The sequence below is a fragment of the Mycobacterium kansasii ATCC 12478 genome (assembly GCF_000157895.3).
GTDB lineage: Bacteria > Actinomycetota > Actinomycetes > Mycobacteriales > Mycobacteriaceae > Mycobacterium > Mycobacterium kansasii.
In genome coordinates this window covers 870,547-893,835 of sequence record NC_022663.1, presented here as the reverse complement: position 1 = coordinate 893,835, position 23,289 = coordinate 870,547, and the positions used below count along the sequence as shown (strand labels likewise).

The window sequence follows — 23,289 nt, the reverse complement described above, 5'->3', positions numbered from 1 at the left end:
TTACCTATGAAACCGCGGCCGGCGATATCAGGTAATCGTGCAGGCACGGCTTTCGGTCCGGGGTGCTCGCGCTAGGCTACGCAGCAACGTCAGCTCGCGACGCGCCGTCGAAAGGTCCAGGGTGATGAGCATTGTCGTAGATTTTCACTTTGACCCCATGTGCCCGTTCGCCTACCAGACCTCGATCTGGATCCGTGACGTCCGGGCGCAGTTGGGCATCGCCGTCAATTGGCGGTTCTTCAGCCTCGAAGAGATCAACCGGGTGGCGGGCAAGAAGCATCCGTGGGAACGTGACTGGTCCTACGGCTGGTCGCTGATGCGCATCGGGGCGCTGCTGCGCCGCACCGATATGTCCTTGCTCGACCAGTGGTACGCCGCGATCGGCCATGAGCTGCACACGCTTGGCGGCAAACCGCACGACCCCGCCGTCGCGCGGCGCCTGCTGGGCGAGATCGGTGCCGACGAGACGATTCTCGAAGCGGCCCTTGCGGATCCGACCACCCACGACGAGATCCGCGCCGAACACCAACGGGTCGTCGATGCCGGCGGATACGGCGTGCCAACGCTATTCATCGACGGGCAATGCCTGTTCGGGCCGGTGCTGGTAGACCCGCCGACCGGGACCGATGCCCTCAAACTGTGGAATGTCGTGATGGGGATGGCCGAACTGCCGCATGTCTACGAGCTGCAGCGGCCGAAGTCACCGGCCGATGCCGAGCTCATCGCCCAAAGCCTGCGTCCCTACCTCGACGGTCGTGATTGGGTCAGCATCAACCGCGGCGAAGTGGTCGACATCGACAGGCTGGCCGGGCGTCAAAGCTAGCGGTCAGACCATGGCGGTCGGTGCGACCTTCAAGCCAATTGCCAAGGCGCCGGCCAGTTCTCGGCTGACGTCGTAGTCGAAGACCACGTGGCCGCTGAGCACGTCGACATCGCGTTTGGCCCGTTGTAGCGGACTGCTGAGAAAGTGTGCACTGGCGCCGGACGCCTCGAGCAGGCCGGCGATCACCGCGCGTGATTCGCGCACGATGTGCGCGGCGGCCAGGCGGGCATCGGCGCGGACGGGGCGCGGGACGCGGTCTCCGGCCGCCAGGGTCTGGTCGATGCGCCCGACGGTGTCAGCCAGCAGTCCGTGCAAGGCGCGTAGCCGGACCCGGGCTTCGGCTAGTCGGGCTTGAGCGGCCGGCTTGTCTTTCTGCGTGCCACCCTCGTAGGCCAGGACACGTTCGAAGAGTCGCTCGGCGAAGATTTCGGTGACGCGCTCGGCGGCGCCCAGCGCCGGCATCGCGGCGACCATCGCCAGCGCGGGTATCAGCGGCCAGCGGTAGACGTCCGCGTCGTGCAGCAGCGCACCCGGCGCGGTGCCGGCGTAGATATCGCTGACCTTGACCAGTCGGTGCGCGGGGACGAAGACGCCGTCGATGACGACGTCGTTGGAGCCGGTGGCGCGCATCCCGTCGGTTTGCCAGACGTCGACAATCCGGATGTCGTCAGCGGGCACCAGGGCCAGTGCGGGGTAAATCGCGTTATCGGGACCGCAGAGCGCGCCGACGATCGTCCAGTTGCCGTCCATCACGCCGGTGGCCCACGACCAGCGACCGGACAGCCGAACGCCCCCGTCCGCCGCGACACCGCGCCCGGTAGGCGCCAAGGGTGACGAAGCGAGAAACGGTCGGGAAGCGAATCCCTCGCTTTGCGCACGCTCGTCGAAAAGGGCCAGCATCCAGTTGTGCAGCGTGTAGAACGACGCGGTCCAGGCGGTAGAGGCGCAGCCGTGTGCCATCCGCCGTACCGGGTCGAAGATCGCCGCGAATTGGGCCTGCTGCCCGCCATACCGCGTGGGCCTCAACAGGTCGAAGAATCCCGACTCGATCAGTTCAGCGATCGTGGCGGCGGGTAACCGGCGAAGCTCCTCGGCCTGCCGCGCACGCTGGCCCAGTCGATCCACGAATGCTTGCGTGACACCGGCGGTCATCTGCCGACCATACTGTCTGGTGCGGGTGCGGTGTCCGGTACGACCGGCGCCGCTACCCGGGCGGCCGGCTGCCGATTTCCAGACCCGTCAACTCGGAGGTGCCGTCGAAGACGACCCGGCCCAACTTGCGCACGACGCAATGCAGCCGGCCGGCAAGGTGCTCGAAGTCGGTGTCGACGTTGCGCCGCTGCGCGGGCAGTGGCACCGGTAAGACGTGCGGATCGCGGCCGGCGTCGTCACCGTCCAGCCAGATCTGGTAGAGCGGCGTGAACGCCCGGATACGCCAGTGGCCGTCGCCGACCTGTGATCGCACCAGCGCCGGCGGCGTCATCCGAATCACCTCGTCACCGAGGCGCACCACCACTCCGGTGACGTCTTGACGGATGGGGCCGAGCTGAAGAAGTCCGCCCGAAAACGCGACGGAGACGTCTGCGCCGTCGAAATCGTGTGCCTGGCCCCACCACCAGCGTTCGGGAAAGCCCGCGCCCCAGTTCCGTTCGCCATAGAGCCGGGCGTCATCGAACGTCCAGGTGCTGTCACTGAATTCGACTGTGCCGCTTGCCTTCCCGCCCAGGCGGTAGGGATGCCAGTATTGGTTCAGAAACGGGATCGAGGAGAAGACTCCGCCGCCCCCGAAAACCTTGGGCCATTGGAACAGATCAGTGAATCGCAGATTCAGATGGATGTCGTCGAGGTCGATCCGTAGCCCATCGGTGGCGGCTGCGAAACTGCCGGCCGGGTCTGTCCCGGCGTGGACCGTGAACGGCGAGGATTCCGCTTCGGCTTCGTCCAGCGCGGCCGACCGCACAATGCCGCCGGGATGCAACGCGACCGCCACGGTGGCCCAGTCCCCGTCCGGGTGGCGGTTGACGCTGCAGAGCCCTACCACGACGCGATCCGAGGCGCTGTCGGTGAGGCGCCAGAACCAGCCCTCCATTTCACAGCCATGAGAGGGCAGCGGATCGCCGAAGGGCAGGTCGGCGCCGGTGCTGCGATAGGTCTCGACCAGTCGCTTGGCGATACCCTCGGCGGCCCAGCGCAGGTATGCGGCGGTCATCGGTGCCGCGTCGCGTAGATCTCGGCCAGGAACTGCTCGACGGCGATCGCCGCGTGCGCCGCCCGGGCCGATCCGAAGATGTCGAAAGCGTGCTGGGTAAGCGGCAGTTCGGCGTACACCACGGGTTCGATGCTGACGTCGCGAAGCGCGGTGACAAACGCGCGTGCCTGCTCGACGGGTACCAGTGAGTCGTTGCGGCCGTGCAGCACGAAGAACGGCGGAGCCTCAGCGGAAACATGGTTGACGGGTGACGCGGCGACAAACGGTTCCAGGTTGGTCGCGGGGCGTTCTTTGAGGACGGATTTTACGAGCAGCGCCGGCATCATCGGATGCATCGCGTCGTCGAAGCGGGTGAAGTCGTAGACACCGTAGAACGGCACCGCCGCGTGGACGCGGGTATCGGCGTCTTCGAATCCCGGTTGAAATTGCGGATCGTTAGGCGTCAGGGCTGCCAGCGACGACAGGTGACCGCCGGCCGAGCCGCCGGTGATGGCGATGAAGTCCGGGTCGCCGCCGTACTCGGCGATGTGTGCCTTGACCCAGGCCAGGGCACGCTTGACGTCGACGATGTGATCGGGCCACGTGTTGCGCGGGCTGTGCCGGTAGTTGATCGCCACGCAGACCCAGCCCAACTCGGCGAGGTGGCTCATCAAGGGGTGGGCTTGTCCGCGTTTGTTTCCGGTCGTCCAGGCGCCGCCGGGGATCTGAAACAGCACCGGCGCCTTGCCGGAGCGATCGAGATCCGGACGTCGCCAGATATCGAGATGATTGGCCCGGCCGCATTCGCCGTAGCTGATGTCGCCGTCGTGGGCATAGTCGCGGTAGATCCGCAGCATGCGCAGGGGTCCGGGAGTCTTGGCGGTGCCACCGCCGGACGGGCGGCGCCACAGGCCGTCCGAGTCGGTGCGGCGACCGGTCCCCAAGCCGCTGTCCAACGCGGCGGTAAGCGGCACATCGGCTCGATGGCCTGAACGACTGAAGTTGAGCAGACCGAATGCCGAGATGGCAGCGACCAGCCAGGAGAGCGCCCGCACCGGCCGGGTCAGGCGCCGGGCGGTCAACACCAGTCCGCCTACCTGGCTGGCCAGTGTCGGCAATGGAAACTCGGTGACGACCAGACCGAAAATCCATGACCACAGCGACGCGAACCCGTTGCGCGCCAGGGGTTTATATGCGTTGAGCGTGGAGGCGGCAGTCACCGCCGTCACTACCAGAGCGCCGATTTGCCGGAGGATGTGGATGAACTGAGCTCTGCCCATGTGGGCCACCTTACTTAGCGCGTCTTCCCGGCCGGCTTGTCAGGCCGACCCTGACGCCCTATCCTTGTCAGGATAACCCTGACAGAAGGGAGTCGCGATGAGTTCGCAAACCACGGGAACCGCCCAGATCTGGTGTTCGTTCTGCGGCAAGTCCAACACCGAGGTGGGCAAGCTGGTGGCGGGTCCGGGAGTGCACATCTGCAACGAGTGCGTCGGGGTTGCCGACGCGATCATGGAAAAGTACCGCGACCAGCCAGCCGAGCTTCGCTTGCCGGTGTGGGAGTCCATGAGCGACAAGCAGATGCTCGGCCATATTCCGCGCATGGCAGTGGTGGCGCGGCAGGTCGAGACCGATCTGCGTTCTTGGGTAGTGGAGCTTCGTCGCCGTGGCGTGACGTGGTCGAGAATCGGTGCCGCTCTTGGTATCACTCGGCAGTCCGCGTGGGAACGATTCTCTGGAGAACAGTAGCCCCGCCGCTGCCCGGGCGGGCGTACCATCGGTTTCAGCTCAGCAACTATGCGCCCGGGAACGACATGAGCGACATCGACAACTGGGACCGCAGCCTGACCGAGCACGTCATCACGCTGACCAGGCCGATCGTCAAGCGGTATTTCCGTTCGGAGGTGCGTGGTCTGGACAATATCCCGCCCGGCGCATGCCTGGTGGTCTCGAACCATTCCGGCGGCCTGGTTTCGGTGGACCTGTCGGTGTTCGCCGTGGGTTATTACGACAAGTACGGCTACGACCGCCCGCTCTACGCCCTGGGCTTCGACACACTGTTCGCCGGGCCGGCCGGTGAGTTCTTCAAGCGCACCGGAGTGATCCGCGCAACGCGCGACAACGCCGCTATGGCGTTGGCCGCCGGTGCGGTCGTGCTGGTATTCCCGGGCGGTGACTTCGACGTCTACCGGCCCACTCTGCGGGAGAACGTCATCGACTTCGGTGGCCGAACCGGCTATGTGAGCACGGCCGTCGCAGCACAGGTGCCGATCGTGCCCGCGGTCTCCATCGGCGGCCAGGAAGGCCAGTTTTTCCTGACCCGCGGCAGACGGCTGGCACGCGCTCTTGGGCTCACCAAATTGGAGCGCAAGCTGTTCCGGACCAACATCCTGCCGGTGACCTTCGGCTTCCCGTTCGGGCTCAGCATCGTCGCGCCGGTCAACATGCCGCTGCCCACCAAGATCGTCGTCGAGGTGCTGCCGCCCGTCCGCGTCGCCGAGGAATTCGGCGACGCTCCTGACGTCAAGGACGTCGACGCGCACGTGCGCCGGGTGATGCAGAACGGCCTCGACAAGCTGGCCGCCCAGCGGCGCTTCCCGATCCTCGGCTGACACGTGCGATCACCGCGTGGGCCCTGACGCCACCGCGACGCCCGGCGGTCTCACCGTCTTGGCCGTAACCTCGCCGGGTCCACCATCCCGGACTGCGCCAGTGCGTCGTCGATGAACCGCTGCACCGGCCGGGAGCGGAAGAAACCGGTATGACCGCCTTGGTACCAATGGATCTCCGGTTTGCCCCAGTGCTCCCAGAGGCGGCTGACCTGGTCCCGGGGGTGCACCAACCGGTCGGCAACGCCGGCATAGATGAAGCGGCCCTCCATGGGAACACGGGGGCTCAGCGCCAATGGCGAGATCATCCGGCCGATAGGCCGGGCCGACCTCATCGTCTGACGGAGGCGGCGGTGGCCGCTGAGGCCGGCGTGGCGGCCGACCAGCTCCACCAGATCCACGGCCGGTACCCCCAGGATCGCGCACCCGAGCCCGTCGTCGAGGCTGGCGACCAACGAACTGATGAGACCGCCCAGGGATATGCCGTTGAGCCCGATCATCGCGTCGGGCTGCTGTGCGCGGATCCAGGACAGCAGGCGCCGGATGTCCCACACCGCCTGAGCGGCACCGTGGGCCGCGTCGAGCACATTCTCGCTGGGAAACGCGGCGCCATAAGGCCGCCCGCGTGCCCGCGGCCCGTGCAGCGGCAGGACTGGAAGTACGACGTTGAGGTCGAGGTTGCGGTACAGATACCACGCGTGAAACAGCATCAGGTCGAGTCCGGCCCGCCCCATCTCCGCACCGTGCACACACACCAGCCACGGCCGTGGCCGGCGGTGCCGCAACATCAGCGCGTACTCGCGGTGGTTTCCGGTGTAGCTCAGCCACCGCTCGCGGCCCGGTTCGCCCGGGTGGGGCTCGTAGCCGCTGTCGAAGGAGAGGCGCTGGTAGCTGCGCCCCATGCTGTCCACCCGCTTGACCGTCACCTCGGTCAGCGGCGGGGGTGCGGCGAAGAATCCCTCGGGATGGGCCAGCCAGCCGTTGTCCTGGTAAACGTCAAGTGCGGCAAGGACTTCGCGATCTATCCGCTCCAGTGAGGAGGCGCTGGGCGCCGACCTCAGCATGCCGAAGCCGGTCAGCAGGATTTCGTCGCGAAACGCTTGCGCGGCAAGCGCGATGGTGGGCCGAGCCACCGGCAACTCGTCGGGCTGACGGTCCAGATAAGTGCCCCAGGACCGGGCGTAGAAGCCGCCGGTGCGGGTGAATGGACCCAGCACCTGCAGCAGCGGATTGGCGCTGTCGCGGCGCCGGTCGGTCTGGTCGATGTCAGGCATCTCGTGTCACCCTGTTCGATGCGGTCTGGCTTTTCGATCAGCCTTCGATCAGCCCTTCGATCAGCCCATCGATCAGCTTAAGCCCAACGGTTCGGATGAACTCGCGCGCTAGGTCGGCTCTAGTCGGCTCTAGTCGCCTCTAGGTCGCCTCCGCCTTGCGAGGCAGCTCCACGATCGCGGCGGGGTCGTTCTCGGTCATCCCGATTTTCGACGCGCCTCCGGGCGAACCGAGCTCGGCAAAGAAGTCGGCGTTGATCTGCTGGTACTCGTTCCACTCGCCGGGAAGATCGTCTTCGTAGTAAATCGACTCCACCGGACACACCGGTTCGCACGCGCCGCAGTCGACACACTCGTCGGGGTGGATGTAAAGCATCCGGGCGCCCTCGTAGATGCAATCGACGGGGCATTCCTCGATGCAGGCCTTGTCCTTGATGTCAACGCAGGGTTCGGCAATCACGTATGCCACAATCATTCTCCTTCCTGACAGCCCCCGATGCGAAGCAGTTCCGATCTGCTCGCCACCTTCACCCGCGGCCGGTTCTGCGCGGCGCCGGCTTCCCGCTCGAAGCGGTCGATCGCCTGCCAGTGCGCGGCGCTGACCAGCTGGGGTTGCCTGGACGCCAGCCACCGGGCCAGTTCGTCAGCGCGGTCCTCGGCGAGGGTGCCGCTGCCGGATTGGGCGGCCAGGTCCGCGAGCAGGGTGTCGACGGTGTCCTGGGCGTCCTTCTTGTTGGTACCGATCACCCCGCTCGGTCCGCGCTTGATCCAGCCGACGACGTATTCGTTGCGGCTGCCCGTTATCCGGCCGTCGGTGTGGGGGATGGTGGCGCTCTTGGTGTCGAATGGCAGCCCGGGTGTGGGTACACCGCGATAGCCCACCGATCGCACCACCAGCTGCGCGGGCAGTTCCTCCCGGACGCCGGTGTCCTTGGCCACCATTCGGCCGCTGGCGTCACTGACCAGCTCGTTGCTGCCGAGCACGATACTTTCCACCTTGTCGTTCCCTTTGATTTCGATGGGAGACGTCAAGAACCGCAACACGATCCGGCGGTGTCCGGGCCGGGGTGCGCGGGTGGCGTAGTCGCGCAGCACCTTGATGTTCTGCTTGGCAACCTTACCGGCGGCCGCCGCGTCGTCGTCGCTGATGCCCTCCAGCTGAGCAGGATCGACGACGACGTCGACGCCCTCGAGCTCGCCCAGCTCGCGCAATTCCAGGGTGGTGAACGCGCTCTGCAGCGGGCCGCGCCGGCCGATGATCACCACTTCGTCGATATGGCAGGCGCGCAACGCCGTCACTGCGTGGTCGGCGATGTCGGTGACCGCAAGTACGTCGGGATCGGTCACCAGGATGCGGGCGACGTCGACGGCGACGTTGCCGTTGCCCACCACGACGGCGCGGCTGCCCGACAGATCGGGGTCCATCTGCTCGAAGTGTGGGTGCGCGTTGTACCAGCCGACAAAATCGACCGCGGCGACGCTGCCCGGCAGCTGTTCGCCGGGAATGCCCAGGGGCCGATCGGATTGGGCGCCGACGGCGTAGATCACCGCGTCGTAGCGCTCGGCGAGTTCTGCGGCCTCGACATGCTGGCCGACCGTGACGTTGCCGAAAAACCGGAATCGGGGGTCTTCGGCGGTCTTCTCGAACTGCTGGCTGACCGATTTGATCTTGGGGTGATCGGGTGCCACCCCGGAGCGCACCAAACCCCATGGCGTGGGCAGCATTTCCAGCATGTCGACCGCGACTTCGAGCTGTTCGCCGGCGTCGGCGGCTTTCAGCAGCGACGCTGCGGCGAAGAATCCCGACGGACCGGAACCCACAATCGCTACGTGATATGGACGGGTCATGAATCTCATGGTTGTCGTCCCCGCCGGACCGGGGTAGACGTGTCGATGTTGTGTTGTCACAAACAATGGTTGTGTCGCCGTTTTCGTGGTTTCATCAACCATGCCGCTCAGTTCCCGCATGCCCGAACTCGCTTCGTTCGAGATCTTTCTGGCGATCGCGCAGACCGGCAGCCTCGGCGGTGCCGCCCGCGAACTGGGCTTGACCCAGCAAGCCGTGTCAAAACGCCTCGCGGCGATGGAAGCCCAGGTCGGCGTGACGCTTGCCGCCCGAACCACCCGCGGCTCACAACTCACCCCGGCCGGCGTGGTCGTCGCCGAGTGGGCTGCGCGCTTACTTGACGTCGCGAGCGAGGTCGATGCCGGTCTGGGTGCCCTGCGCAAGGAGGGGCGCGAGCGGATCAAGGTGGTGGCCAGCCAGACGATCGCCGAACAGCTGATGCCGCACTGGCTGCTGTCGTTACAGGACGCGGCCAGGCGGCGCGGCGACAGCGCCCCCCAGGTGATCTTGACGGCTACCAACAGCGAGCACGCCATCGCCGCGGTGCGCGGCGGCGCCGCCGATCTCGGATTCGTCGAAAACCCCGGGCCGCCAAAGGGTTTGGGCAGCTGTGTGGTGGGCCATGACGAGCTGGTGATCGTTGTGCCGCCAGGTCACAAGTGGACTCGGCGAGCACACCCGGTGAGTGCCGGTGAACTCGCGCAAACACCGTTGGTTACCCGCGAACCCCGTTCGGGCATCCGCGATTCGCTGACGGTTGCGCTGCGTCAGGTGCTGGGCGACGATGTGCGCCAAGCGTCGCCGGTGCTCGAATTATCCTCCGCCGCGGCCATGCGGGCCGCGGTGCTGGCCGGCGCCGGGCCGGCGGCCATGAGCCGGCTGGCAGTTGCCGACGACCTCGCAGTAGGCCGATTGAGCGCGGTCCCGGTCCCGGAATTGGATCTGCGGCGCCAGTTTCGGGCCATCTGGGTGGGCGGGCGCACCCCGCCCGCTGGAGCCATCCGGGAGCTCCTCAGCCATATCCGCTCCGGCTAGCAACGGAGCTAGGCCGCGGCGTGGTGGGCCAGCGCCTGGTCGTAGCGGTCGAGGAGCGTCTCGGCCACCAGTCGGTGCGCCCCCAGCGGTTGCGCCATCGGAATGCCGTTGTCGCGCGCGTAGTTCCACACCCGGTCGGTGATCAGCCCCGGTGCCAGGAACCACGGTGCGATGACGAGGCGGCGGGCGCCGCGGCGCCGTAACCGTGCGACCGCGTCGGCCACCGACGGTTGTGGCCGGGTGGCAAAGGCGATGGTGGCTCCGGCCCAGCGGGTGCCGGCGGCCAGCGCGGCGGCCACCTGCGCGGTGCGCGCATTCGCTGCGGTGTTCGATGAGCCGATCGCTACCACTACCACACCCAGGTCCCGGTCGAGCGGTGAAATGCCGAGTTCTGCCAGGCGTTCGCGCAATACCGATACCAAGCGAACGTCTTCGCCGAGCACGTCGGCCTGGCGGACGCCGTGCGCGCCGGCACGCGCTATCTGGTCGGGGATGTCTCGGCGTGCGTGGTAGGCGCTGGCCAGCAGCAGGGGCGTGACGACGGCCGGACGGCCGTTGGGCAAGCCGGCGACCACGTCGATGAATGCCGGCTCGGCCAGTTCCAAGAAGGCCGGCCGCACGTCGAGTCCGGGCCGGATGCGGGTGAGCTCGGCTGCGACGGCTCGGGCGTTGGCCGCCGAGCGCGGATCTTTGCTGCCGTGCGCGGTGAGGATCAATGTGCTCATGAGGCGTGCAACCCGCATTCGGTCTTGGCCAGCCCCTGCCAGCGCCCACTGCGCGGGTCGGCGCCGGCGGCCGGTTTGGTTGTACACGGGGCGCAGCCGATCGACGGGTAGCCCTCGTCAACGAGCGGGTTGACCAGGACGTTGTTCTGCTGGATGTAGGTCTCCACGTCCTCGTCGGTCCAGGTGGCCAGCGGGTTGACCTTCACCAGTCCGAACGCCTCGTCGAAGCTGATCAGCGGGGCGTTGGCGCGGGTGGGCGCCTCCACTCGGCGGATGCCGGTGACCCAGGCTGAATACCCTCGCAGCGCCTTGGTAAGCGGGACGACCTTGCGCAGCCGGCAGCACTCGGTGGGGTTGCGGGCGAACAGGTCCTTGCCGAGCAGCTCGTCCTGCTCGGCCACCGTGTGTTCGGGGGTGACGTTGAGAACCCGGATGTCATAGACGGATTCGACTGCATCCCGGGTGCCGAGGGTTTCGGCGAAGTGATAGCCGGTGTCGAGGAAGATCACCGGCACGCCCGGGCGCACTTTGGAGGCCAGGTCGACCAACACGGCTTCTTGCATGTTGGAGGCGACCACGTAGTTGCAGGTGGCCCAGCCCCGGGGGCCGTTGACGCCGCCGAAATGGGCGTCGGTCCAACGCAACAGGTCGGTGGCGCTGGCACCGTCCAGCTCGTCGGCACCACGGGCAGCCAATTCACGTAGCTGCGCCTCGGTATAACTCATCTCGTCGTCCTCCGCTCGTTTCGGGTGGACTTATCGAAGGTCGGCCTCCTCGGCCCGCAGCGCCCAGGTTGCGAACCGTTCGCCGTCGTGGCGTTGCTTGACGAAGTTGCGGACCACCCGATCGATGTAGTCGCCCAGTTCGTCGCTGGTGACCTTGTGCTGGCGCAGTTTCCGGCCGAATCCGCTGTCTTCCCCGAGGCCGCCGCCGAGGTGGACCTGGAACCCCTCGACCGGTTTGCCGTCCCCGTCGTCGACCATTTGGCCTTTGAAACCGATATCAGCGACCTGAATTCGGGCGCACGAGTTCGGGCATCCGTTGACGTTGATGGTGATCGGCACGTCCAGGTTGGTATTGATGTCGGCCAGACGGCTTTCCAGCTCCGGCACCAAAGACTGTGCCCTTACCCGGGTTTCGGCGAACGACAGCTTGCAGAACTCGATACCGGTGCACGCCATCATGTTCTTGCGCCACGCCGACGGACGCGACGGCAGACCGATGGCATCCAGACCTGCCACCAGTTCGTCGACTTTGTCGTCGGCGACGTCGAGGATGACCAGTTTCTGATAAGGGGTGAACCGGGCGCGTTCCGAACCGACCTTTTCCATGAGGTCGGCCACCTTGCACAGGATGGTTCCCGATACCCGGCCGGCGATGGGGGCGACCCCGACGGCGTTGAGCCCATTCTTGAGCCGCTGCACCCCGACGTGGTCGATCGGGTGCTTGACCGGCTCCGGGGCCGGGCCGTCGATCAACCGCCGCTGCAGATACTCGGTTTCCAGGATCTCGCGGAACTTGGCCACACCCCAGTCCTTGACCAGGAACTTCAACCGGGCCTTGGCGCGCAGCCGCCGGTAGCCGTAGTCACGGAACAGCTTGGTGACCGCTTCCCAGACGTCGGGAACTTCGTCGAGCGGAACCCACACGCCGACTCGTTGGGCCAGCATCGGGTTGGTCGACAGGCCGCCGCCGACCCACAGGTCCATCCCCGGGCCGTGCTCAGGATGGTTGACGCCGATGAAGGCGACGTCGTGGGTTTCGTGGGAGACGTCCTGCAGGCCCGAGATCGCGCTCTTGTACTTGCGCGGCAGATTGGCATATTCGGGATTGTTCATGAAGCGCCGCAGGATTTCGTCGATCGCCGGCGAGGGGTCGAGGATTTCGTCGACCGAGTCGCCGGCCAGCGGTGAACCGTGGATGGCGCGCGGGCAGTCGCCGCAGGCCTCGGTGGTGGTCAGACCGACCGACGCCAGCCGGTCCCAGATCTCGGGGACGTCTTCGATTCGGATCCAATGGAATTGGACGTTCTCCCGGTCGCCGATGTCGGCGGTGTCACGGGCGAAGTCGGTCGAGATTTGGCCCAGGGCGCGCACCGTGGCGGCCGACATCGGCTTGCCGTCGGAGCGCACCCGCATCATGAAATATTTGGCCTCGATGGTGTCGGTGTTTTCCTCACCGGTCCAGGTGCCGTCGTAACCCTGTTCACGTTGGGTGTAGAGGCCCATCCAACGGAAGCGGCCACGCAGGTCGGATTTTTCGATGCTGTCGAAACCTTGCTTGGCATAGACGTTCAGGATTCGGTCGCGGACATTCAGCGGCGCGTCCTCTTGCTTGAACTGTTCCGCGTCGTTGAGGGGCTCACGCTGTCCTAGTGCCCACTGGCCTTCGTTACGAGTCTTGGCGGGACGGGCTGCTGTGGTCATGGCATACTCCTTCGCGAACATTGGCGATCCGGATCGCCGTTGCGCGCTGCGCTTTGGCGGTTGTGTCCCTTCCGGCGGGAGTCGACGGTGGGCGGCCATCGGACCGGCCTGCGACATCAACGATGATGTTGGTCAGCGGCAGGTACCCGAAGGTACTTCACCGGACCCACGGGTCATGACATCGATGTTGCGCCACCGGCTGTGGTGCCGGTAGGGACCTTCATGTTGTGAGGTCACATCGTTTGGTTGTGAGCGGCGCGAGTCCGAGCCGGGAATGCGCGGCTCGATCATCTTGTCTGCTAGCATGATTCGCAATTGAATCGCTCCCTGTCGTCGAAATTGTCAGCAGGGCAAGGCGATGCGATCCGGGTTCGGCGGTGCCAGTCGTAAGGTATTCCCCAGCAGACTGGCAGGGGTCTGCCAGCATTGTCCGCTATCACTGAACTGCGCCGGGGACATTCAGTTCAAAGGGTGCAGTAAAGGGACGAGACGTCGATGGCGTCGAGCGAACTGCCGCTCTGGATCCCGGTCGGTCCACCGAACGGACCCGACTGGCCCGCTATCACCGCACGCAACGCGCGTTCCGTCCAAACCGCGGTGGGCTGGATCTTCTGGGATCCGGGCGCTGTCGCACGGTATGAAGCCCTCGGATTGCCGGATTATCTGGCCGCCGGTCCGGGCTACCAAGCCGCCGGATACCTGGCGGCACGCGCCGCGCCGCTCGCGCCCGCGGGCCCCGAGGCGGTGATTGCCGCTTTCGGCTCGATCTCGCCGCTGGCGCTACGTGTCCTATTCCCGGCGGTTGCGCGGTCCGGACGGTCGTTCCTGGACTTCTGGCGCGCTCGTGACGAGGCGGTCGTGGCAGGGCTTCGCGCCTACGCCCCGGATATCGTGGCGTCCCTGGAAGAGCTGGGTCCCGGGCTTTGGCCCGTGTGGAAGCCTTACCCCGGATGGGGCGGGTGTTTTTCGCGGCGCACCTGGACATGCCGCGTCCGGATGATCCGTTGCTGTCGGGCTGGCATGCGGTCAACTGCCTGCGGGAGTGGCGGGGTGACACTCACTGAGCGGTCCTCACGGCTGCTGGCCTGACCCATGCCGAGGCGTCGATTCTGCACAACGCGTGGCTAGGCTACGAGAAAGACTGGCTGGGGATGTCGCGAGGCACGTCGGCCGACGACCTCTGGGCGGGTTGGGAACGTTTGCGTGCCAAGGGATTGGCGGCCGCAGAAACGGTTCCGCAGCCGGGCCTCGATCTCCGCGAAGCCGTTGAACGCAGAACTGACGAGCTGACCACCCAGCCGTGGCAGATGCTCGGAGAAGCCGCCGCGATCAGGTTCGCCGAGCAGTTCGAGCCTCCGTGTGAACTGCTGTTGCAGCGAGTGGACGAGACCGCGGGCCCGAACTATCAGCCCGCCTCGCGACGGCGGCGATATTGGGACGCGTAGCGACGGGTTACTCGCCGGGCATTGCTCGTAGACTCCGACCGTATGGCCGATGTGTCGTTGGACATGCAGGAGCGCCTGGAACTTTGCGACCTTTTCGACGAGCTGGGGCCCAGTGTTCCCACCTTGCTCGAGGGCTGGACCGCTCACGATCTGGCCGCCCACATCGTATTGCGCGAGCGCGATCTGGCGGCCGGCGTGTGAATTGTGCTGCCTGGTCCGTTCCAGCGATTCGCCGAGGGGCGCCGGGCCGGATTGGCTGAGGATTGGATCATGTTGTCTGCTAACAAGACTCGCCGGGGTGGATGCCGTTTGCGCCATGCAATCGAAAAGGTAACCAAGGCGTTGCGGTCCAGTGCGTGCGGCGGTGTCAGTCGTGATGGAGTTCCCGCGCCGACTGGTTGCGGCCTGCCAGCTACCTGCGCTATCACGAAACTGCGCCGTCATTCGCCAGCAGCGGGTGCAGTCGAGGGATCGGAGCCTCCTGAATTAGTGCGACGACAGGCCCACGTTGTGGGGATTTTCCCGACCGGACCTGGCGCGACCTCCGGGCTTGGCGTTAATGTCCCGCAGTTAAAACTAGGATGTGGGTCGCGGGGAATGCCAACCGACTTGTGGTACAGGTGCGTGACTTGATGGTTAAGCCTGTTGGTCGTTGCCGCCGGGGATCCATGGTCCAGTGAATCGACGTTACGGCCCAACGCGGGGGCGTGGCGTGGTTAGGCCAGACCGCTGACGCGGTAATCGTTACCACAGTGAACTGTTCGAGCTGATCACCGGATGAGACATGACCCAAGACGTTGATCCGCAGGTAATTAAACAGGCTGCCGCCGCGTGGCGGCAACTCCACGACGAGGCGGCTGCGGCAGTCACCCGGTTGGCCGGCGTGCTGCAAGCCTCAGCCGGGATGGCCGGTACCGACAATGGCGCGCACGCTTGGGCACCCCGAAGCCTAACGCCCGCAATGGATGCCGCGTTAAGGCGGAACGTTCGCCGCGGGGCGCGCAATCTGAGTCGGCGGCTGCGCGGTTGTGGGCTGGAGGTCGAGTGGGCCGGGGCCGGCGGGGTGGTTCGGGTTCGGCCGGGTGAACCTGCGGCGCGGCTCAGCGGCCCGCCGGGGGAGCTGCTCTTGTATGTCTTTGGGCGCCAAGTGGCAGCACAGGTCGACGTCTCGGGGCCCCCGGCAGCCGTTGCGACATTGCGGCGCACGCACTTCGGCATGCGAGTCAGACACCGTGCTACTTGCATTCTGGCGCTAGTAGCGCCAGAATGGCGCCATGCCTAGTGTGCAGATCAAAGACGTTCCGGAGGACACCCACCGAGTTCTGCGGCAGCGAGCCGCACGCGCACATCAATCCTTACAGGAATACCTTCGAAGTCGTCTCATCGCCGAGGCGAATCAACCCACGCTGGATGAGGTATTCGACCGCGTCGCCACCCGCCGTGGTGGCCGCGTGTCTTTCAGATCTGCCGTCGGCGACGTCCGGGCGGATCGTGATCGTCGTTGATGCGAGCGTGCTGGCCGTAGCGCTGGGTGATGACGCATCAGACGGCCGGCTTGCGCGGGAACGTTTGGCCGATGAGACTTTGGCTGCTCCCGAACTCATCGACCTCGAGGTGGTCTCGGTATGGCGCCGCCAGGTCGCGGCGAAACGTATGCCGGCCCGACGGGCCGCAAGCGCGGTGGCAGACCTGACGAATCTGCCGCTTCGTCGGTCCTCGCATCAGCCATTGCTCCACCGGGTATGGGAACTGCAGCATGTCCTTACGGCCTACGATGCGGCGTATGTTGCGCTGGCCGAGGCTCTCGACATCGTGCTGGTCACCGCCGATGCACGTCTTTCACGTGCTTCAGGCACCCATTGCGAAATCGAGGTCGTCAGCGCAATCAGCGACTGCTGACAGCTGTCGAGAAAAAGCAATCACACCTATTACTGGGAGTTGTTGGTCTTGCCCGCCTTTGAATGCGAGAGCCATTGCGCACCTTGGGGTGTCACTGTGAACTGGTCGGGGTTGGCGCTGACGGGGTATTTTGGGGCAACGGTGTCAGCGTCCGTCGGCGCGTGCGGCGCCGAGTGTGCGCGTACGGCGCCGAGTGTGCGCGTGCGGCGCCGACTGTGCCGTCAGGGCGGTCCGATCGTGGACATTCCCGCCCTAAACGCGCACTCAAAGCCATTGCTGCACACTCGATATGGCTCCATGTGCACCGACCAAAACGCCGGCCGCGACAAGAGGTTGGAGCGAAGATGCGGGCATCGAGGTGCTAAAAGAGGGGTGCCTGCACGTCCAAGGAAGCATTCGCAGACATCAAGCGGCCATCCTAGTTCGGTGGTGTGCCGGGTCTCGGATTAGCTATCGCCGATGTGCGGTCACCTCGAAATACCTCAAACATCTTGGGAAGCGAGTGATTCCGAATCAGACGACCCAGGCTTCCAGCAGCCGCCCTCCGGCCCTGGGGGCCCGCGTGATTGATCCCTAGCCCGGCCTTTGCGGTAAGACCGGACTCGGGTCGCCCACGCAGGAGATGTCCATCGTGTAGCAGACCGCGGTGCCGTCGAGCACGACCGTGCCGTCGTCGCGGATGACGGTGGTCTTGAGTTCGGTGATCGGCTTGTCGCTGCGCACCGAGGTGACCTCGACGCGGCCGGTGATGACGTCGCCTGGGCGCACCGGCGCCTTGAAAGACCAGTTGACGTTGAGGAACACCGTTCCGGGGCCGGGCAGTTCTTCGGCCACGACGGCGTTGAGGATCGCGCTGGTGACTCCGCCCTGGACGACGATTTCGCCGAACCGGCAGGCCTTGGCTGCGGCCTCGTCGTAGTGCAGCGGATTGCGGTCTCCGCTGATCCGCGTGAACAGCGCGATGTCGTCGTCACCGATGGTGCGCGAGAGCTCGGCAGTCTGCCCGACCATCGGCGTGCTGCGAATCATGTTGGTAATCATGGGGTTTCTCCTTAGTGAGGTGATGGACACGCAATGCGGACATTGCAGCTGCACCGATCGCCGGACCGGGGGCGAGCACCAGGAACGCATACCGCCAACCGACGAGCTGGGCGGCGAGCGGGACCAGGTGGATCGCCACCACGGTCAACAGAAAGCCGATGGCAGTCTGTGCGGTCAGTGCGGTACCGACGAGGTTCTTGGGCGCGATGTCGCTCAGCGAGGTGGCGAAGACCCCGGAGTCGGCGATCACCGAGGCACCCCACACCACCAGGAACGCGACCAGCGCCGGGGTCGGCGCGGTGAAGAACAGCGGTGAGGCCAGGCAGCAGGATGCGCTGACGGCGAGTGCGCCAAGGGCGGCGGGCCGGCGGCCGATGCGGTCGGCCGCCCATCCGCCAACGAGCGACCCCGCGGCGCCGGCGACACCGATCGCGACGAACGCGATGCCGCCGGCGACCGTCGCATCCCGGCGGTTGCCGGCCATGAGGAATATCGCCAACCAGGTCCACAGGGCATACAGCTCCCACATGTGGCCGAAATAGCCGACATTGGTGAGCCGCACGCCACGATCGGCGAACATGGCCAACGCATAGCGCGGGCTCGGGCGGATCAGCCGGCCGTCGAGGTGCGGTCCCGGTACCAGCGCGGCCAGCGCGATGACGGCAGCCACCGCGCATAATGCCGCGGCGATGCCCAGCACCGCCCGCCACGGCAGCGGCCCAAGACCGTTGATCAGGTGGGGAAGCGCCGACCCGAGGGTGAGTGCGCCGATCAGGACGCCGAACGAGCGCCCGCGAGCGGCGGATTCCGACCACGTGGCCATCAGTTTCATGCCCACCGGATACACACCGGCCAGCGCGAACCCGGTGACAAATCTCAGCGGGATCGCCTCGCCGAGACCGTGTGCGCCGCAGGCGAGTACGGCGGTGCACACGGCGGCGCAGCCGGCACCGGCCGCGACGAGGCGCTGCCGTCTGATCCGGTCGGCGAGGGTCAGCAGCGCTGAGGCGACCGCCCCGGCCGCGAAACCGATTTGGACCGAGGCGGTCAGCCAGCCGGCTGCGATGGACCCGAGGCCCCACTCCGAGCGCAGGCTGGACACGGCCGCGGTGGTGGAGAACCACACGGACAAACCCAGGATCTGGACCAGTGCGATCAGGGCGCGTTGCCGATTGAACATCCGGCTATCCGGTCAAAAGAGATTCGCGATTGGGGTCATCCAGCCCGAGCAACTCGTCGACCTCCGGCCGCATCGCTCGGCTCAGCTGGCGAAGGTGCTCGCGCAGCTCGCACAGGTCCCACCGGTAGCCGGCAATGCGTTCGGTGATGTTGAATAGCTGCTCCGACAACCGGTCTCGGGTGTGCTGGTAGTCGTGCAGGGTGTCGAGCTGGGCCTGCCCGCCGTGTGGCGCAGCCAGTACTGCCCTGGCGAGCAACTCCGCGTCACGCAAAGCATCGGTGATGCCATGCGCCGTGATGGGGTCCTTGTAGTAGGCGGCGTCGCCGACCAATGCCCAGCCCGGGCCGCCGCTGGCCCGCAGGTAGCCGGGCGCACCCGGGTAGCCGCGCAGCCGCCCAAGCGGCGCTGCGGCGATCGAGTGGGCGACCTCCGGGGCCGCCTGGGCCAGCAGCACCCGGAAGTCTTCGGGGCGCGACGCCTCGAACCGCGCGGCCGGGATTCCGACCCAGACGCACGCCAAGCCGTCATTGGTCGGCACGACCCCCGCAGTGATCCCGGGACGATAGACCCAGTGGTAGCGGTCCCGCGCGAGACCGGGAAAGTAGCCGTAGATGATCGCGCCCGATGCCGTACCGCGGCGGCGAAATTCCGCGTCGACGGTCCGCGCCACCAGCGAGTCGCGCCCGTCGGCGCCGACGACAAGCGTGGCGGTGGCCCGAAATGCGTTTCGGTTTCCCCGGTTAACCCCATCGACACCGCAGACCCGGCCGTCGCGGCTCAAAAGTCGGGTCACCCGTGCCGGGCTGCGGATCTCAGCGCCGGCCGCCGCGGCGGCGTCGAGCAGCAGCGCATCCAGAACGGTCCGGCGCGGGGCGCGCAGCGCGGATATCCCGTCACCGGGGCGAATGTCGATCGTCTCGACCTCGTCGCCGTAGCTGAATTGGGTCGCCCGGACGGCGGGTGCGCCCGAGGCGACCACCGCGTCGAGCAGACCCCAGCGGTGCAGTTGCAGTACGCCGCCGCGCATCAGCGCATGGGTGGACAAGGTGTCGGTGCCCCGGCGCGCCGCCTCGACGACGAGCACCCGCAACCCGGCGCGGGCAAGCAGCATCGCGGTGCTCGCGCCCGCGCAGCGTCCGCCGATGACAATGACGTCGTAGTGGTTGTCCATCGGATTCTCCTTAAACCGTGGCGAGGTAGCGGGCGAGGTGATCGGTCAGGTCTGCGGCATCGGCGGCGGCGCCGTCGATGAGGGTGGATTTCCGGCGTCGTAAGAACGGCATACCGATGAGGTAGAGCCCGGGACTGGCGGTCACGCCGCCGTCGTGGCGGGCCCGGCTCTTGCGGTCGAAGATCGGGGCGTCGATCCACGACAGATCCGGCCGAAACCCGGTGGCCCAGACAATTGTTCGGATCTCGCCGGAACCGAGGTCCAGGCTGAGCGGCGTCGGCGCGGGAACCGCCGTGGGGGCATAGCGCTGCGGCGGGTCGACACCGTCGAGTCCGGTCTCGGCCGCCCAGTTGTCGAATGTGTCGAGCAACCGTCCGAGCTTCAGGTCGGCCAGCGTTGTTACATTGGCCAGCGAGCCTGAGAACTGCGCAACACCGTCGCGGATGCCGGCCAGTCGTCCCACGATGCGCACGCCGAGGCGGCGTAATGCGTTGAGGTCGAGGGTTTTCCGTTCGGGCGAGCCGGCCAGCTGCATCGACGGCAGGTTGCGGGCCCGGACCAGGTCGGGGATTTCGTCGTAGCGCTCGTCGAACAGCCCGGCCGCGTCCATCCACCACATGATGTCCTTGCCCCGATAGGTGCGGGGCATGCGGGTGTGCTCGCCGACGGCGATGGTGACCGGACGCCCGGAGCGGTGCAACTCCTCGGCTATCTGGACTCCGCTCGCCGAAGCGCCGACGACCAGGACGCCGCCCTCGGGCAGCTGGCCCGGGTTGCGATAGCCGGTCGGGGCGAGGGTCGTTATTCCTTCTGGCACAGCATGGTTCAATGCAGGCACGGAAGGCACGGCGGCGGCGCCCGAGGCGGACACCACCGCACGCGCGTACCAGGTGTCCTGATCGGTTCGCACCAGGTAGCCGCGCTCCGCCGGCCGCACGCTCAGCACGGTGGTGTTGGCGCGCACCGGCGCGGCGGTTTCCTTCGCGTAGTGCGTGATCAGATCCGCGGTGGCCGACGCGGTGAGGTAGCCGTCGGGGTCGTCGCCGCGGTAGGCATGACCGGGCAACCGGGTCATCCAGTTCGGTGTGAGCAGCCGTAGTGAGTCCCACCGCTGGGTGCGCCAGGAGTTGGCCACCTCGCCGCGCTCGAGCACTACGTGGTCGACGGAGCGGTCGGCGAGGCAGCGACTCATCGCCAGCCCGCAGTGGCCGGCACCCACCACGACGGTGTCTGTCTTCAGCATTGCGGGCCTCCGTGATTCAGCTGACGTCGACGGTGACGTCGGTCGGGTTGGCGAGCATGTCGAAGACCGCCGAGCGCTTCTGTGACTGGGCCACCAGCGCTTTGATCTCCTCGGGGGTCGCGTCGGCGTTGATCTGATAGCTCACCCGAACGCCGCTGAATCCGTTGCGGACGTCGGGGTCGGCACCAAGAATTCCGTGCAGGTCGTGCTCGGCCTCGATGGTCGCCTGCACTGAATGCAGTTGGATGTTGCGCTGCTGGGCGATCGAGGCGATGCCGGCGGTCAGGCAGCCGCCGAGGGCAACCATTACATACTCCACCGGGGTGGCGCCGTTGTCCTGTGCGGCGAATGCCAACGGGTGATCGGAGTCGTAGGTGAAGCTCGTCTTGTGCTGCTGCTGCTCGCCGAACCCGTAGAAGGTGTCGACGCTGGATCGGCTGTGTGTACCGTTGACCCAGTAAACCTTTGTCCGCCATTGAAACTGGGCGATCTCCGGTGTGTCGGGCAATGCGTTCCGGACACCCAGGAGAGCGTCGACGTTGACGCCGTTGTCGACGGGGTCGGCTGTCTTGGTGGCTAGTGCGGTCATGAACAGTTCCCTTCTGGTGGTTGTGGTGCAACGCATTTCAGTTCGGCGCTGCTGCTTGTCATGGACTGCTCGGAGGGCCATGTGGAAATGATTGACCGAACGGGGATGGCGGCGCTTGAGGCATCCGCCTCAAAGTTCGGGCCGTGATCGGTGGCGAGGCACGCATTCTGCGGGCTGGTCACCGAGCGCTGGATGTCCATGCCGCGAACGTTAGGAATATGACGCCCATGGCCGCATCGGGGCTACTACCCAAATTGCGGCAACAACATGTCGGCGCACACGTAGCATGTTGACGTGCGTCAGGAACTGCGGTTCTGCACTTCGACGAGGGTCGCAAACTGGCGTCCTTGATACCGGGCGCCACGTTCGTGCCACTCGACAGCGCCAATCACATCCTGCTCGAGGACGAGCCGGCGTGGAACGAGTTCCGCGCGCAGTTGCGCGGCTTCCTTCCTGCAGGCCGCAGCGCGCCACCGCTCGACGGCGACCTGTTCACCGACCGCGAGATCGAGGTCCTACGCTTCATCGCCCAGGGTTGGAACAACGATTCCATCGCTGCCGCAATGCATTTGAGCGTGCGCACCGTCGAACGGCACCTGTCGAACTGCTATGCCAAGCTCGGCGTTGCGGGGAAGTCGGCGCGCGCGGCCGCCGCCGCCCGGCTGGCGACCCTGGACCTGTAGTGGCCGTCGGCCGCCGCTATCGGTCGCTCGGATCACCCAGTTTGAGGTGGGCGTCGACAATTGGCGTGACCCGCGTAATCAGTTCGTCCAACGGCGCAGACGCGATCGGCTCCACCTGTAGAACATGGCGCAGGTAGGCGATCCCCAGTAGCTGGGCCATCGCCAAGTCGATCCGCAGCTCGGCGTCCGGTCCCCGCAACGGCTTGGCCAATTGCGGATACAGCTGGCCCTGAATGAACTCACGGACCAGGGTGGTGGACTCCTCGTGGGTGGCCGCACCGCGAAGGATCGCCAGCAGCGGGGCGCGCGAGTCCGGCTGCTCCCACGCTTCGAAGAACACCCGCGTCAGGCGTGCGCCGATCTCGTCACGTTCACCGCTGACGATGCGCCCGCCGATCTCGACCGGCTCGAACGGCCAGCCGACGGCGGACCGGAACAATTCGGCCTTGCTGCCGAAATAGTGCCGGATCAGTGCCGGGTCGACGTTGGCCGCGGAGGCGATGTCGCGCACCGAGGTCTGGTCGTATCCGGCGGCGGCGAACAGCCGTCGAGCCGTCGTCACGATCACGTTGCGGGTGCCGGGGTTACCCGGACGTCGTCCAATCGGGCGCATAGCTCCGAAATTCTACAGTCGTTGACTTCCGCATCGGCGAGCGTTAGCCTGATCGTATAAATTCCACGAGTGAGGAGTTTAAGATGCCGGCACCACGATGGGTCGCCAGGGCCAACAAAATCGGTCTCAATCGCGTTACCCGCTACATCGCCCCGTGGGCACCCGGATGGGGAGTCGTGATTCATCGCGGGCGCAAATCGGGCCGCGTCTTCCGGACGCCGTTGTGGGTCTTCCGGCGCGACAACGGATTTGTGATCGCGTTGACCTACGGCCCAGGTACCGATTGGGTGCGCAATGTGCTCGCTGCCGGCGGTTGCGAACTGCAGACCAGGCGGCGGCACTACCAACTCGGTGCCCCGACCCTGTTCCGCGACGAGAACGCGACCGGCATGCCGAAGTTCATCCGGTTCATGCTTCGCTGGGTGATCAAAGCGCCGGAGTTCCTCCAGCTCGACGTGGTGCGCGAGCTGGCACCGGCAGGCTGATTCGCGTGGATCCCGTT

General features: G+C 66.3%; 25 protein-coding genes and 2 pseudogenes. 12 read left to right on the top strand and 15 right to left on the bottom strand.

The window, feature by feature from the left end:
* The first annotated feature begins 124 nt into the window (after positions 1-124).
* Positions 125-823, top strand: coding sequence for a mycothiol-dependent nitroreductase Rv2466c family protein (locus tag MKAN_RS03770; protein WP_023365294.1), 699 nt, complete (start codon positions 125-127; stop codon positions 821-823).
* Between the two features lie 3 nt (positions 824-826).
* Here the strand turns inward: MKAN_RS03770 and MKAN_RS03765 are convergent, their stop codons facing one another.
* From MKAN_RS03765 to MKAN_RS03755, 3 genes are read right to left on the bottom strand one after another with little or no spacing between them, the layout of a single operon-like run.
* On the bottom strand, positions 827-1,975 hold the full coding sequence (locus MKAN_RS03765) for an acyl-CoA dehydrogenase family protein (RefSeq protein ID WP_023365292.1): 1,149 nt from the start codon (positions 1,973-1,975) through the stop codon (positions 827-829).
* A 52-nt stretch (positions 1,976-2,027) separates the two neighbouring features.
* On the bottom strand, positions 2,028-3,032 hold the full coding sequence (locus MKAN_RS03760) for a tocopherol cyclase family protein (protein ID WP_023365290.1): 1,005 nt from the start codon (positions 3,030-3,032) through the stop codon (positions 2,028-2,030).
* Positions 3,029-4,291: an alpha/beta hydrolase gene (locus MKAN_RS03755; protein WP_023365288.1), complete on the bottom strand. Its 1,263-nt coding sequence runs from the start codon at positions 4,289-4,291 to the stop codon at positions 3,029-3,031. Before MKAN_RS03755 ends, MKAN_RS03760 begins: the two co-directional genes overlap by 4 nt.
* Positions 4,292-4,388: 97 nt before the next feature.
* On the opposite strand from MKAN_RS03755, the gene MKAN_RS03750 reads away from it, so the two are divergent.
* Together MKAN_RS03750 and MKAN_RS03745 are read left to right on the top strand one after the other, a co-directional pair.
* Positions 4,389-4,760 carry a ClpX C4-type zinc finger protein gene (locus tag MKAN_RS03750; protein WP_023365286.1) on the top strand — a complete coding sequence of 124 codons (372 nt, stop codon included), beginning with the start codon at positions 4,389-4,391 and terminating at the stop codon, positions 4,758-4,760.
* A 65-nt stretch (positions 4,761-4,825) separates the two neighbouring features.
* On the top strand, positions 4,826-5,623 hold the full coding sequence (locus MKAN_RS03745; RefSeq protein ID WP_023365284.1) for a 1-acyl-sn-glycerol-3-phosphate acyltransferase: 798 nt from the start codon (positions 4,826-4,828) through the stop codon (positions 5,621-5,623).
* A 50-nt stretch (positions 5,624-5,673) separates the two neighbouring features.
* On the opposite strand, the gene MKAN_RS03740 is transcribed toward MKAN_RS03745, so the two are convergent.
* The 3 genes from MKAN_RS03740 to MKAN_RS03730 form a co-directional block, all read right to left on the bottom strand.
* A complete protein-coding gene (locus tag MKAN_RS03740) occupies positions 5,674-6,894 on the bottom strand; it encodes an alpha/beta hydrolase family protein (protein ID WP_023365282.1) in 1,221 nt (406 codons plus the stop codon).
* A gap of 139 nt (positions 6,895-7,033) precedes the next feature.
* Positions 7,034-7,360, bottom strand: coding sequence for a ferredoxin (gene fdxA, locus MKAN_RS03735; protein WP_036393293.1), 327 nt, complete (start codon positions 7,358-7,360; stop codon positions 7,034-7,036).
* 2 nt (positions 7,361-7,362) lie between these two features.
* A complete protein-coding gene (locus MKAN_RS03730) occupies positions 7,363-8,739 on the bottom strand; it encodes an FAD-dependent oxidoreductase (protein ID WP_225722846.1) in 1,377 nt (458 codons plus the stop codon).
* A 100-nt stretch (positions 8,740-8,839) separates the two neighbouring features.
* On the opposite strand from MKAN_RS03730, the gene MKAN_RS03725 reads away from it, so the two are divergent.
* Positions 8,840-9,772 (top strand): LysR family transcriptional regulator, encoded by a 933-nt coding sequence (locus MKAN_RS03725; RefSeq protein ID WP_023365276.1) that lies wholly within the window; start codon positions 8,840-8,842, stop codon positions 9,770-9,772.
* A gap of 8 nt (positions 9,773-9,780) precedes the next feature.
* Here the strand turns inward: MKAN_RS03725 and MKAN_RS03720 are convergent, their stop codons facing one another.
* Genes MKAN_RS03720 through MKAN_RS03710 form a run of 3 tightly spaced genes read right to left on the bottom strand, consistent with a single transcriptional unit; the run spans position 9,781 to position 12,923 of the window.
* Positions 9,781-10,497 carry a sirohydrochlorin chelatase gene (locus MKAN_RS03720; RefSeq protein ID WP_023365274.1) on the bottom strand — a complete coding sequence of 239 codons (717 nt, stop codon included), beginning with the start codon at positions 10,495-10,497 and terminating at the stop codon, positions 9,781-9,783.
* The gene (locus MKAN_RS03715) at positions 10,494-11,222 is read right to left on the bottom strand and encodes a phosphoadenylyl-sulfate reductase (RefSeq protein ID WP_023365272.1); all 729 of its coding nucleotides are present in this window, start codon (positions 11,220-11,222) and stop codon (positions 10,494-10,496) included. Before MKAN_RS03715 ends, MKAN_RS03720 begins: the two co-directional genes overlap by 4 nt.
* Before the next feature lie 30 nt (positions 11,223-11,252).
* Positions 11,253-12,923 carry a nitrite/sulfite reductase gene (locus MKAN_RS03710; protein WP_036393297.1) on the bottom strand — a complete coding sequence of 557 codons (1,671 nt, stop codon included), beginning with the start codon at positions 12,921-12,923 and terminating at the stop codon, positions 11,253-11,255.
* A gap of 495 nt (positions 12,924-13,418) precedes the next feature.
* Here MKAN_RS03710 and MKAN_RS33180 point away from each other — a divergent pair, with 495 nt between their 5' ends.
* The 6 genes and pseudogenes from MKAN_RS33180 to MKAN_RS03695 all read left to right on the top strand — a co-directional run bounded on the left by MKAN_RS33180 (position 13,419) and on the right by MKAN_RS03695 (position 16,267).
* Positions 13,419-14,012 carry a helix-turn-helix domain-containing protein gene (locus tag MKAN_RS33180; protein WP_023365268.1) on the top strand — a complete coding sequence of 198 codons (594 nt, stop codon included), beginning with the start codon at positions 13,419-13,421 and terminating at the stop codon, positions 14,010-14,012.
* Positions 14,009-14,368: a helix-turn-helix domain-containing protein gene (locus MKAN_RS33175; protein WP_420920382.1), complete on the top strand. Its 360-nt coding sequence runs from the start codon at positions 14,009-14,011 to the stop codon at positions 14,366-14,368. Before MKAN_RS33180 ends, MKAN_RS33175 begins: the two co-directional genes overlap by 4 nt.
* 42 nt (positions 14,369-14,410) lie before the next feature.
* Positions 14,411-14,629, top strand: a pseudogene (locus MKAN_RS03700) (TIGR03085 family metal-binding protein); the annotation flags it as partial.
* A 664-nt stretch (positions 14,630-15,293) separates the two neighbouring features.
* Positions 15,294-15,587 (top strand): annotated as a pseudogene (locus MKAN_RS31660) (TIGR03085 family metal-binding protein); the annotation flags it as partial.
* A gap of 55 nt (positions 15,588-15,642) precedes the next feature.
* Positions 15,643-15,873 carry a FitA-like ribbon-helix-helix domain-containing protein gene (locus tag MKAN_RS32885; RefSeq protein ID WP_080674001.1) on the top strand — a complete coding sequence of 77 codons (231 nt, stop codon included), beginning with the start codon at positions 15,643-15,645 and terminating at the stop codon, positions 15,871-15,873.
* A complete protein-coding gene (locus MKAN_RS03695; RefSeq protein ID WP_023365262.1) occupies positions 15,779-16,267 on the top strand; it encodes a type II toxin-antitoxin system VapC family toxin in 489 nt (162 codons plus the stop codon). The genes MKAN_RS32885 and MKAN_RS03695 overlap by 95 nt, the downstream gene beginning before the upstream one ends.
* A 573-nt stretch (positions 16,268-16,840) precedes the next feature.
* On the opposite strand, the gene MKAN_RS03690 is transcribed toward MKAN_RS03695, so the two are convergent.
* The 5 genes from MKAN_RS03690 to MKAN_RS03670 are packed head-to-tail and all read right to left on the bottom strand — an operon-like array spanning position 16,841 to position 21,491.
* Positions 16,841-17,308, bottom strand: a complete 468-nt coding sequence (locus MKAN_RS03690) for a MaoC family dehydratase (protein WP_042311745.1) — start codon at positions 17,306-17,308, stop codon at positions 16,841-16,843.
* Complete coding sequence (locus MKAN_RS03685) at positions 17,238-18,488, bottom strand: MFS transporter (RefSeq protein WP_023365258.1); 1,251 nt, start codon at positions 18,486-18,488, stop codon at positions 17,238-17,240. The genes MKAN_RS03690 and MKAN_RS03685 overlap by 71 nt, the downstream gene beginning before the upstream one ends.
* Before the next feature lie 4 nt (positions 18,489-18,492).
* Positions 18,493-19,659 carry an NAD(P)/FAD-dependent oxidoreductase gene (locus MKAN_RS03680; RefSeq protein WP_023365256.1) on the bottom strand — a complete coding sequence of 389 codons (1,167 nt, stop codon included), beginning with the start codon at positions 19,657-19,659 and terminating at the stop codon, positions 18,493-18,495.
* Positions 19,660-19,669: 10 nt separating this feature from the next.
* Positions 19,670-20,902 carry an NAD(P)-binding domain-containing protein gene (locus tag MKAN_RS03675; RefSeq protein ID WP_023365254.1) on the bottom strand — a complete coding sequence of 411 codons (1,233 nt, stop codon included), beginning with the start codon at positions 20,900-20,902 and terminating at the stop codon, positions 19,670-19,672.
* Positions 20,903-20,918: 16 nt separating this feature from the next.
* On the bottom strand, positions 20,919-21,491 hold the full coding sequence (locus MKAN_RS03670; RefSeq protein ID WP_036393079.1) for an OsmC family protein: 573 nt from the start codon (positions 21,489-21,491) through the stop codon (positions 20,919-20,921).
* A 368-nt stretch (positions 21,492-21,859) separates the two neighbouring features.
* Here MKAN_RS03670 and MKAN_RS03665 point away from each other — a divergent pair, with 368 nt between their 5' ends.
* Positions 21,860-22,174: a response regulator transcription factor gene (locus MKAN_RS03665; RefSeq protein ID WP_165800735.1), complete on the top strand. Its 315-nt coding sequence runs from the start codon at positions 21,860-21,862 to the stop codon at positions 22,172-22,174.
* Between the two features lie 16 nt (positions 22,175-22,190).
* Here the strand turns inward: MKAN_RS03665 and MKAN_RS03660 are convergent, their stop codons facing one another.
* Positions 22,191-22,787 carry a TetR/AcrR family transcriptional regulator gene (locus MKAN_RS03660; protein ID WP_023365249.1) on the bottom strand — a complete coding sequence of 199 codons (597 nt, stop codon included), beginning with the start codon at positions 22,785-22,787 and terminating at the stop codon, positions 22,191-22,193.
* Positions 22,788-22,870: 83 nt separating this feature from the next.
* Here MKAN_RS03660 and MKAN_RS03655 point away from each other — a divergent pair, with 83 nt between their 5' ends.
* Positions 22,871-23,272 (top strand): nitroreductase family deazaflavin-dependent oxidoreductase, encoded by a 402-nt coding sequence (locus tag MKAN_RS03655; protein ID WP_023365248.1) that lies wholly within the window; start codon positions 22,871-22,873, stop codon positions 23,270-23,272.
* Positions 23,273-23,289: the final 17 nt, after the last annotated feature.

Bases quoted from the DNA above. Each gene is read 5' to 3' on its own strand.
- MKAN_RS03695 (WP_023365262.1), top strand. From the start codon at position 15,779: ATGAGGTATTCGACCGCGTCGCCACCCGCCGTGGTGGCCGCGTGTCTT.
- MKAN_RS03720 (WP_023365274.1), bottom strand. From the start codon at position 10,497: ATGAGCACATTGATCCTCACCGCGCACGGCAGCAAAGATCCGCGCTCG.
- MKAN_RS32885 (WP_080674001.1), top strand. From the start codon at position 15,643: ATGCCTAGTGTGCAGATCAAAGACGTTCCGGAGGACACCCACCGAGTT.
- MKAN_RS03770 (WP_023365294.1), top strand. From the start codon at position 125: ATGAGCATTGTCGTAGATTTTCACTTTGACCCCATGTGCCCGTTCGCC.
- MKAN_RS03755 (WP_023365288.1), bottom strand. From the start codon at position 4,291: ATGGGCAGAGCTCAGTTCATCCACATCCTCCGGCAAATCGGCGCTCTG.
- MKAN_RS03745 (WP_023365284.1), top strand. From the start codon at position 4,826: ATGAGCGACATCGACAACTGGGACCGCAGCCTGACCGAGCACGTCATC.
- MKAN_RS03660 (WP_023365249.1), bottom strand. From the start codon at position 22,787: ATGCGCCCGATTGGACGACGTCCGGGTAACCCCGGCACCCGCAACGTG.
- MKAN_RS03715 (WP_023365272.1), bottom strand. From the start codon at position 11,222: ATGAGTTATACCGAGGCGCAGCTACGTGAATTGGCTGCCCGTGGTGCC.
- MKAN_RS03750 (WP_023365286.1), top strand. From the start codon at position 4,389: ATGAGTTCGCAAACCACGGGAACCGCCCAGATCTGGTGTTCGTTCTGC.
- MKAN_RS03680 (WP_023365256.1), bottom strand. From the start codon at position 19,659: ATGGACAACCACTACGACGTCATTGTCATCGGCGGACGCTGCGCGGGC.
- MKAN_RS03690 (WP_042311745.1), bottom strand. From the start codon at position 17,308: ATGATTACCAACATGATTCGCAGCACGCCGATGGTCGGGCAGACTGCC.
- MKAN_RS03730 (WP_225722846.1), bottom strand. From the start codon at position 8,739: ATGACCCGTCCATATCACGTAGCGATTGTGGGTTCCGGTCCGTCGGGA.
- MKAN_RS03655 (WP_023365248.1), top strand. From the start codon at position 22,871: ATGCCGGCACCACGATGGGTCGCCAGGGCCAACAAAATCGGTCTCAAT.
- MKAN_RS03765 (WP_023365292.1), bottom strand. From the start codon at position 1,975: ATGACCGCCGGTGTCACGCAAGCATTCGTGGATCGACTGGGCCAGCGT.
- MKAN_RS03685 (WP_023365258.1), bottom strand. From the start codon at position 18,488: ATGTTCAATCGGCAACGCGCCCTGATCGCACTGGTCCAGATCCTGGGT.
- MKAN_RS03760 (WP_023365290.1), bottom strand. From the start codon at position 3,032: ATGACCGCCGCATACCTGCGCTGGGCCGCCGAGGGTATCGCCAAGCGA.
- MKAN_RS03670 (WP_036393079.1), bottom strand. From the start codon at position 21,491: ATGACCGCACTAGCCACCAAGACAGCCGACCCCGTCGACAACGGCGTC.
- MKAN_RS03710 (WP_036393297.1), bottom strand. From the start codon at position 12,923: ATGACCACAGCAGCCCGTCCCGCCAAGACTCGTAACGAAGGCCAGTGG.
- MKAN_RS03675 (WP_023365254.1), bottom strand. From the start codon at position 20,902: ATGCTGAAGACAGACACCGTCGTGGTGGGTGCCGGCCACTGCGGGCTG.
- MKAN_RS03740 (WP_023365282.1), bottom strand. From the start codon at position 6,894: ATGCCTGACATCGACCAGACCGACCGGCGCCGCGACAGCGCCAATCCG.
- MKAN_RS33180 (WP_023365268.1), top strand. From the start codon at position 13,419: ATGGCGTCGAGCGAACTGCCGCTCTGGATCCCGGTCGGTCCACCGAAC.
- MKAN_RS03725 (WP_023365276.1), top strand. From the start codon at position 8,840: ATGCCGCTCAGTTCCCGCATGCCCGAACTCGCTTCGTTCGAGATCTTT.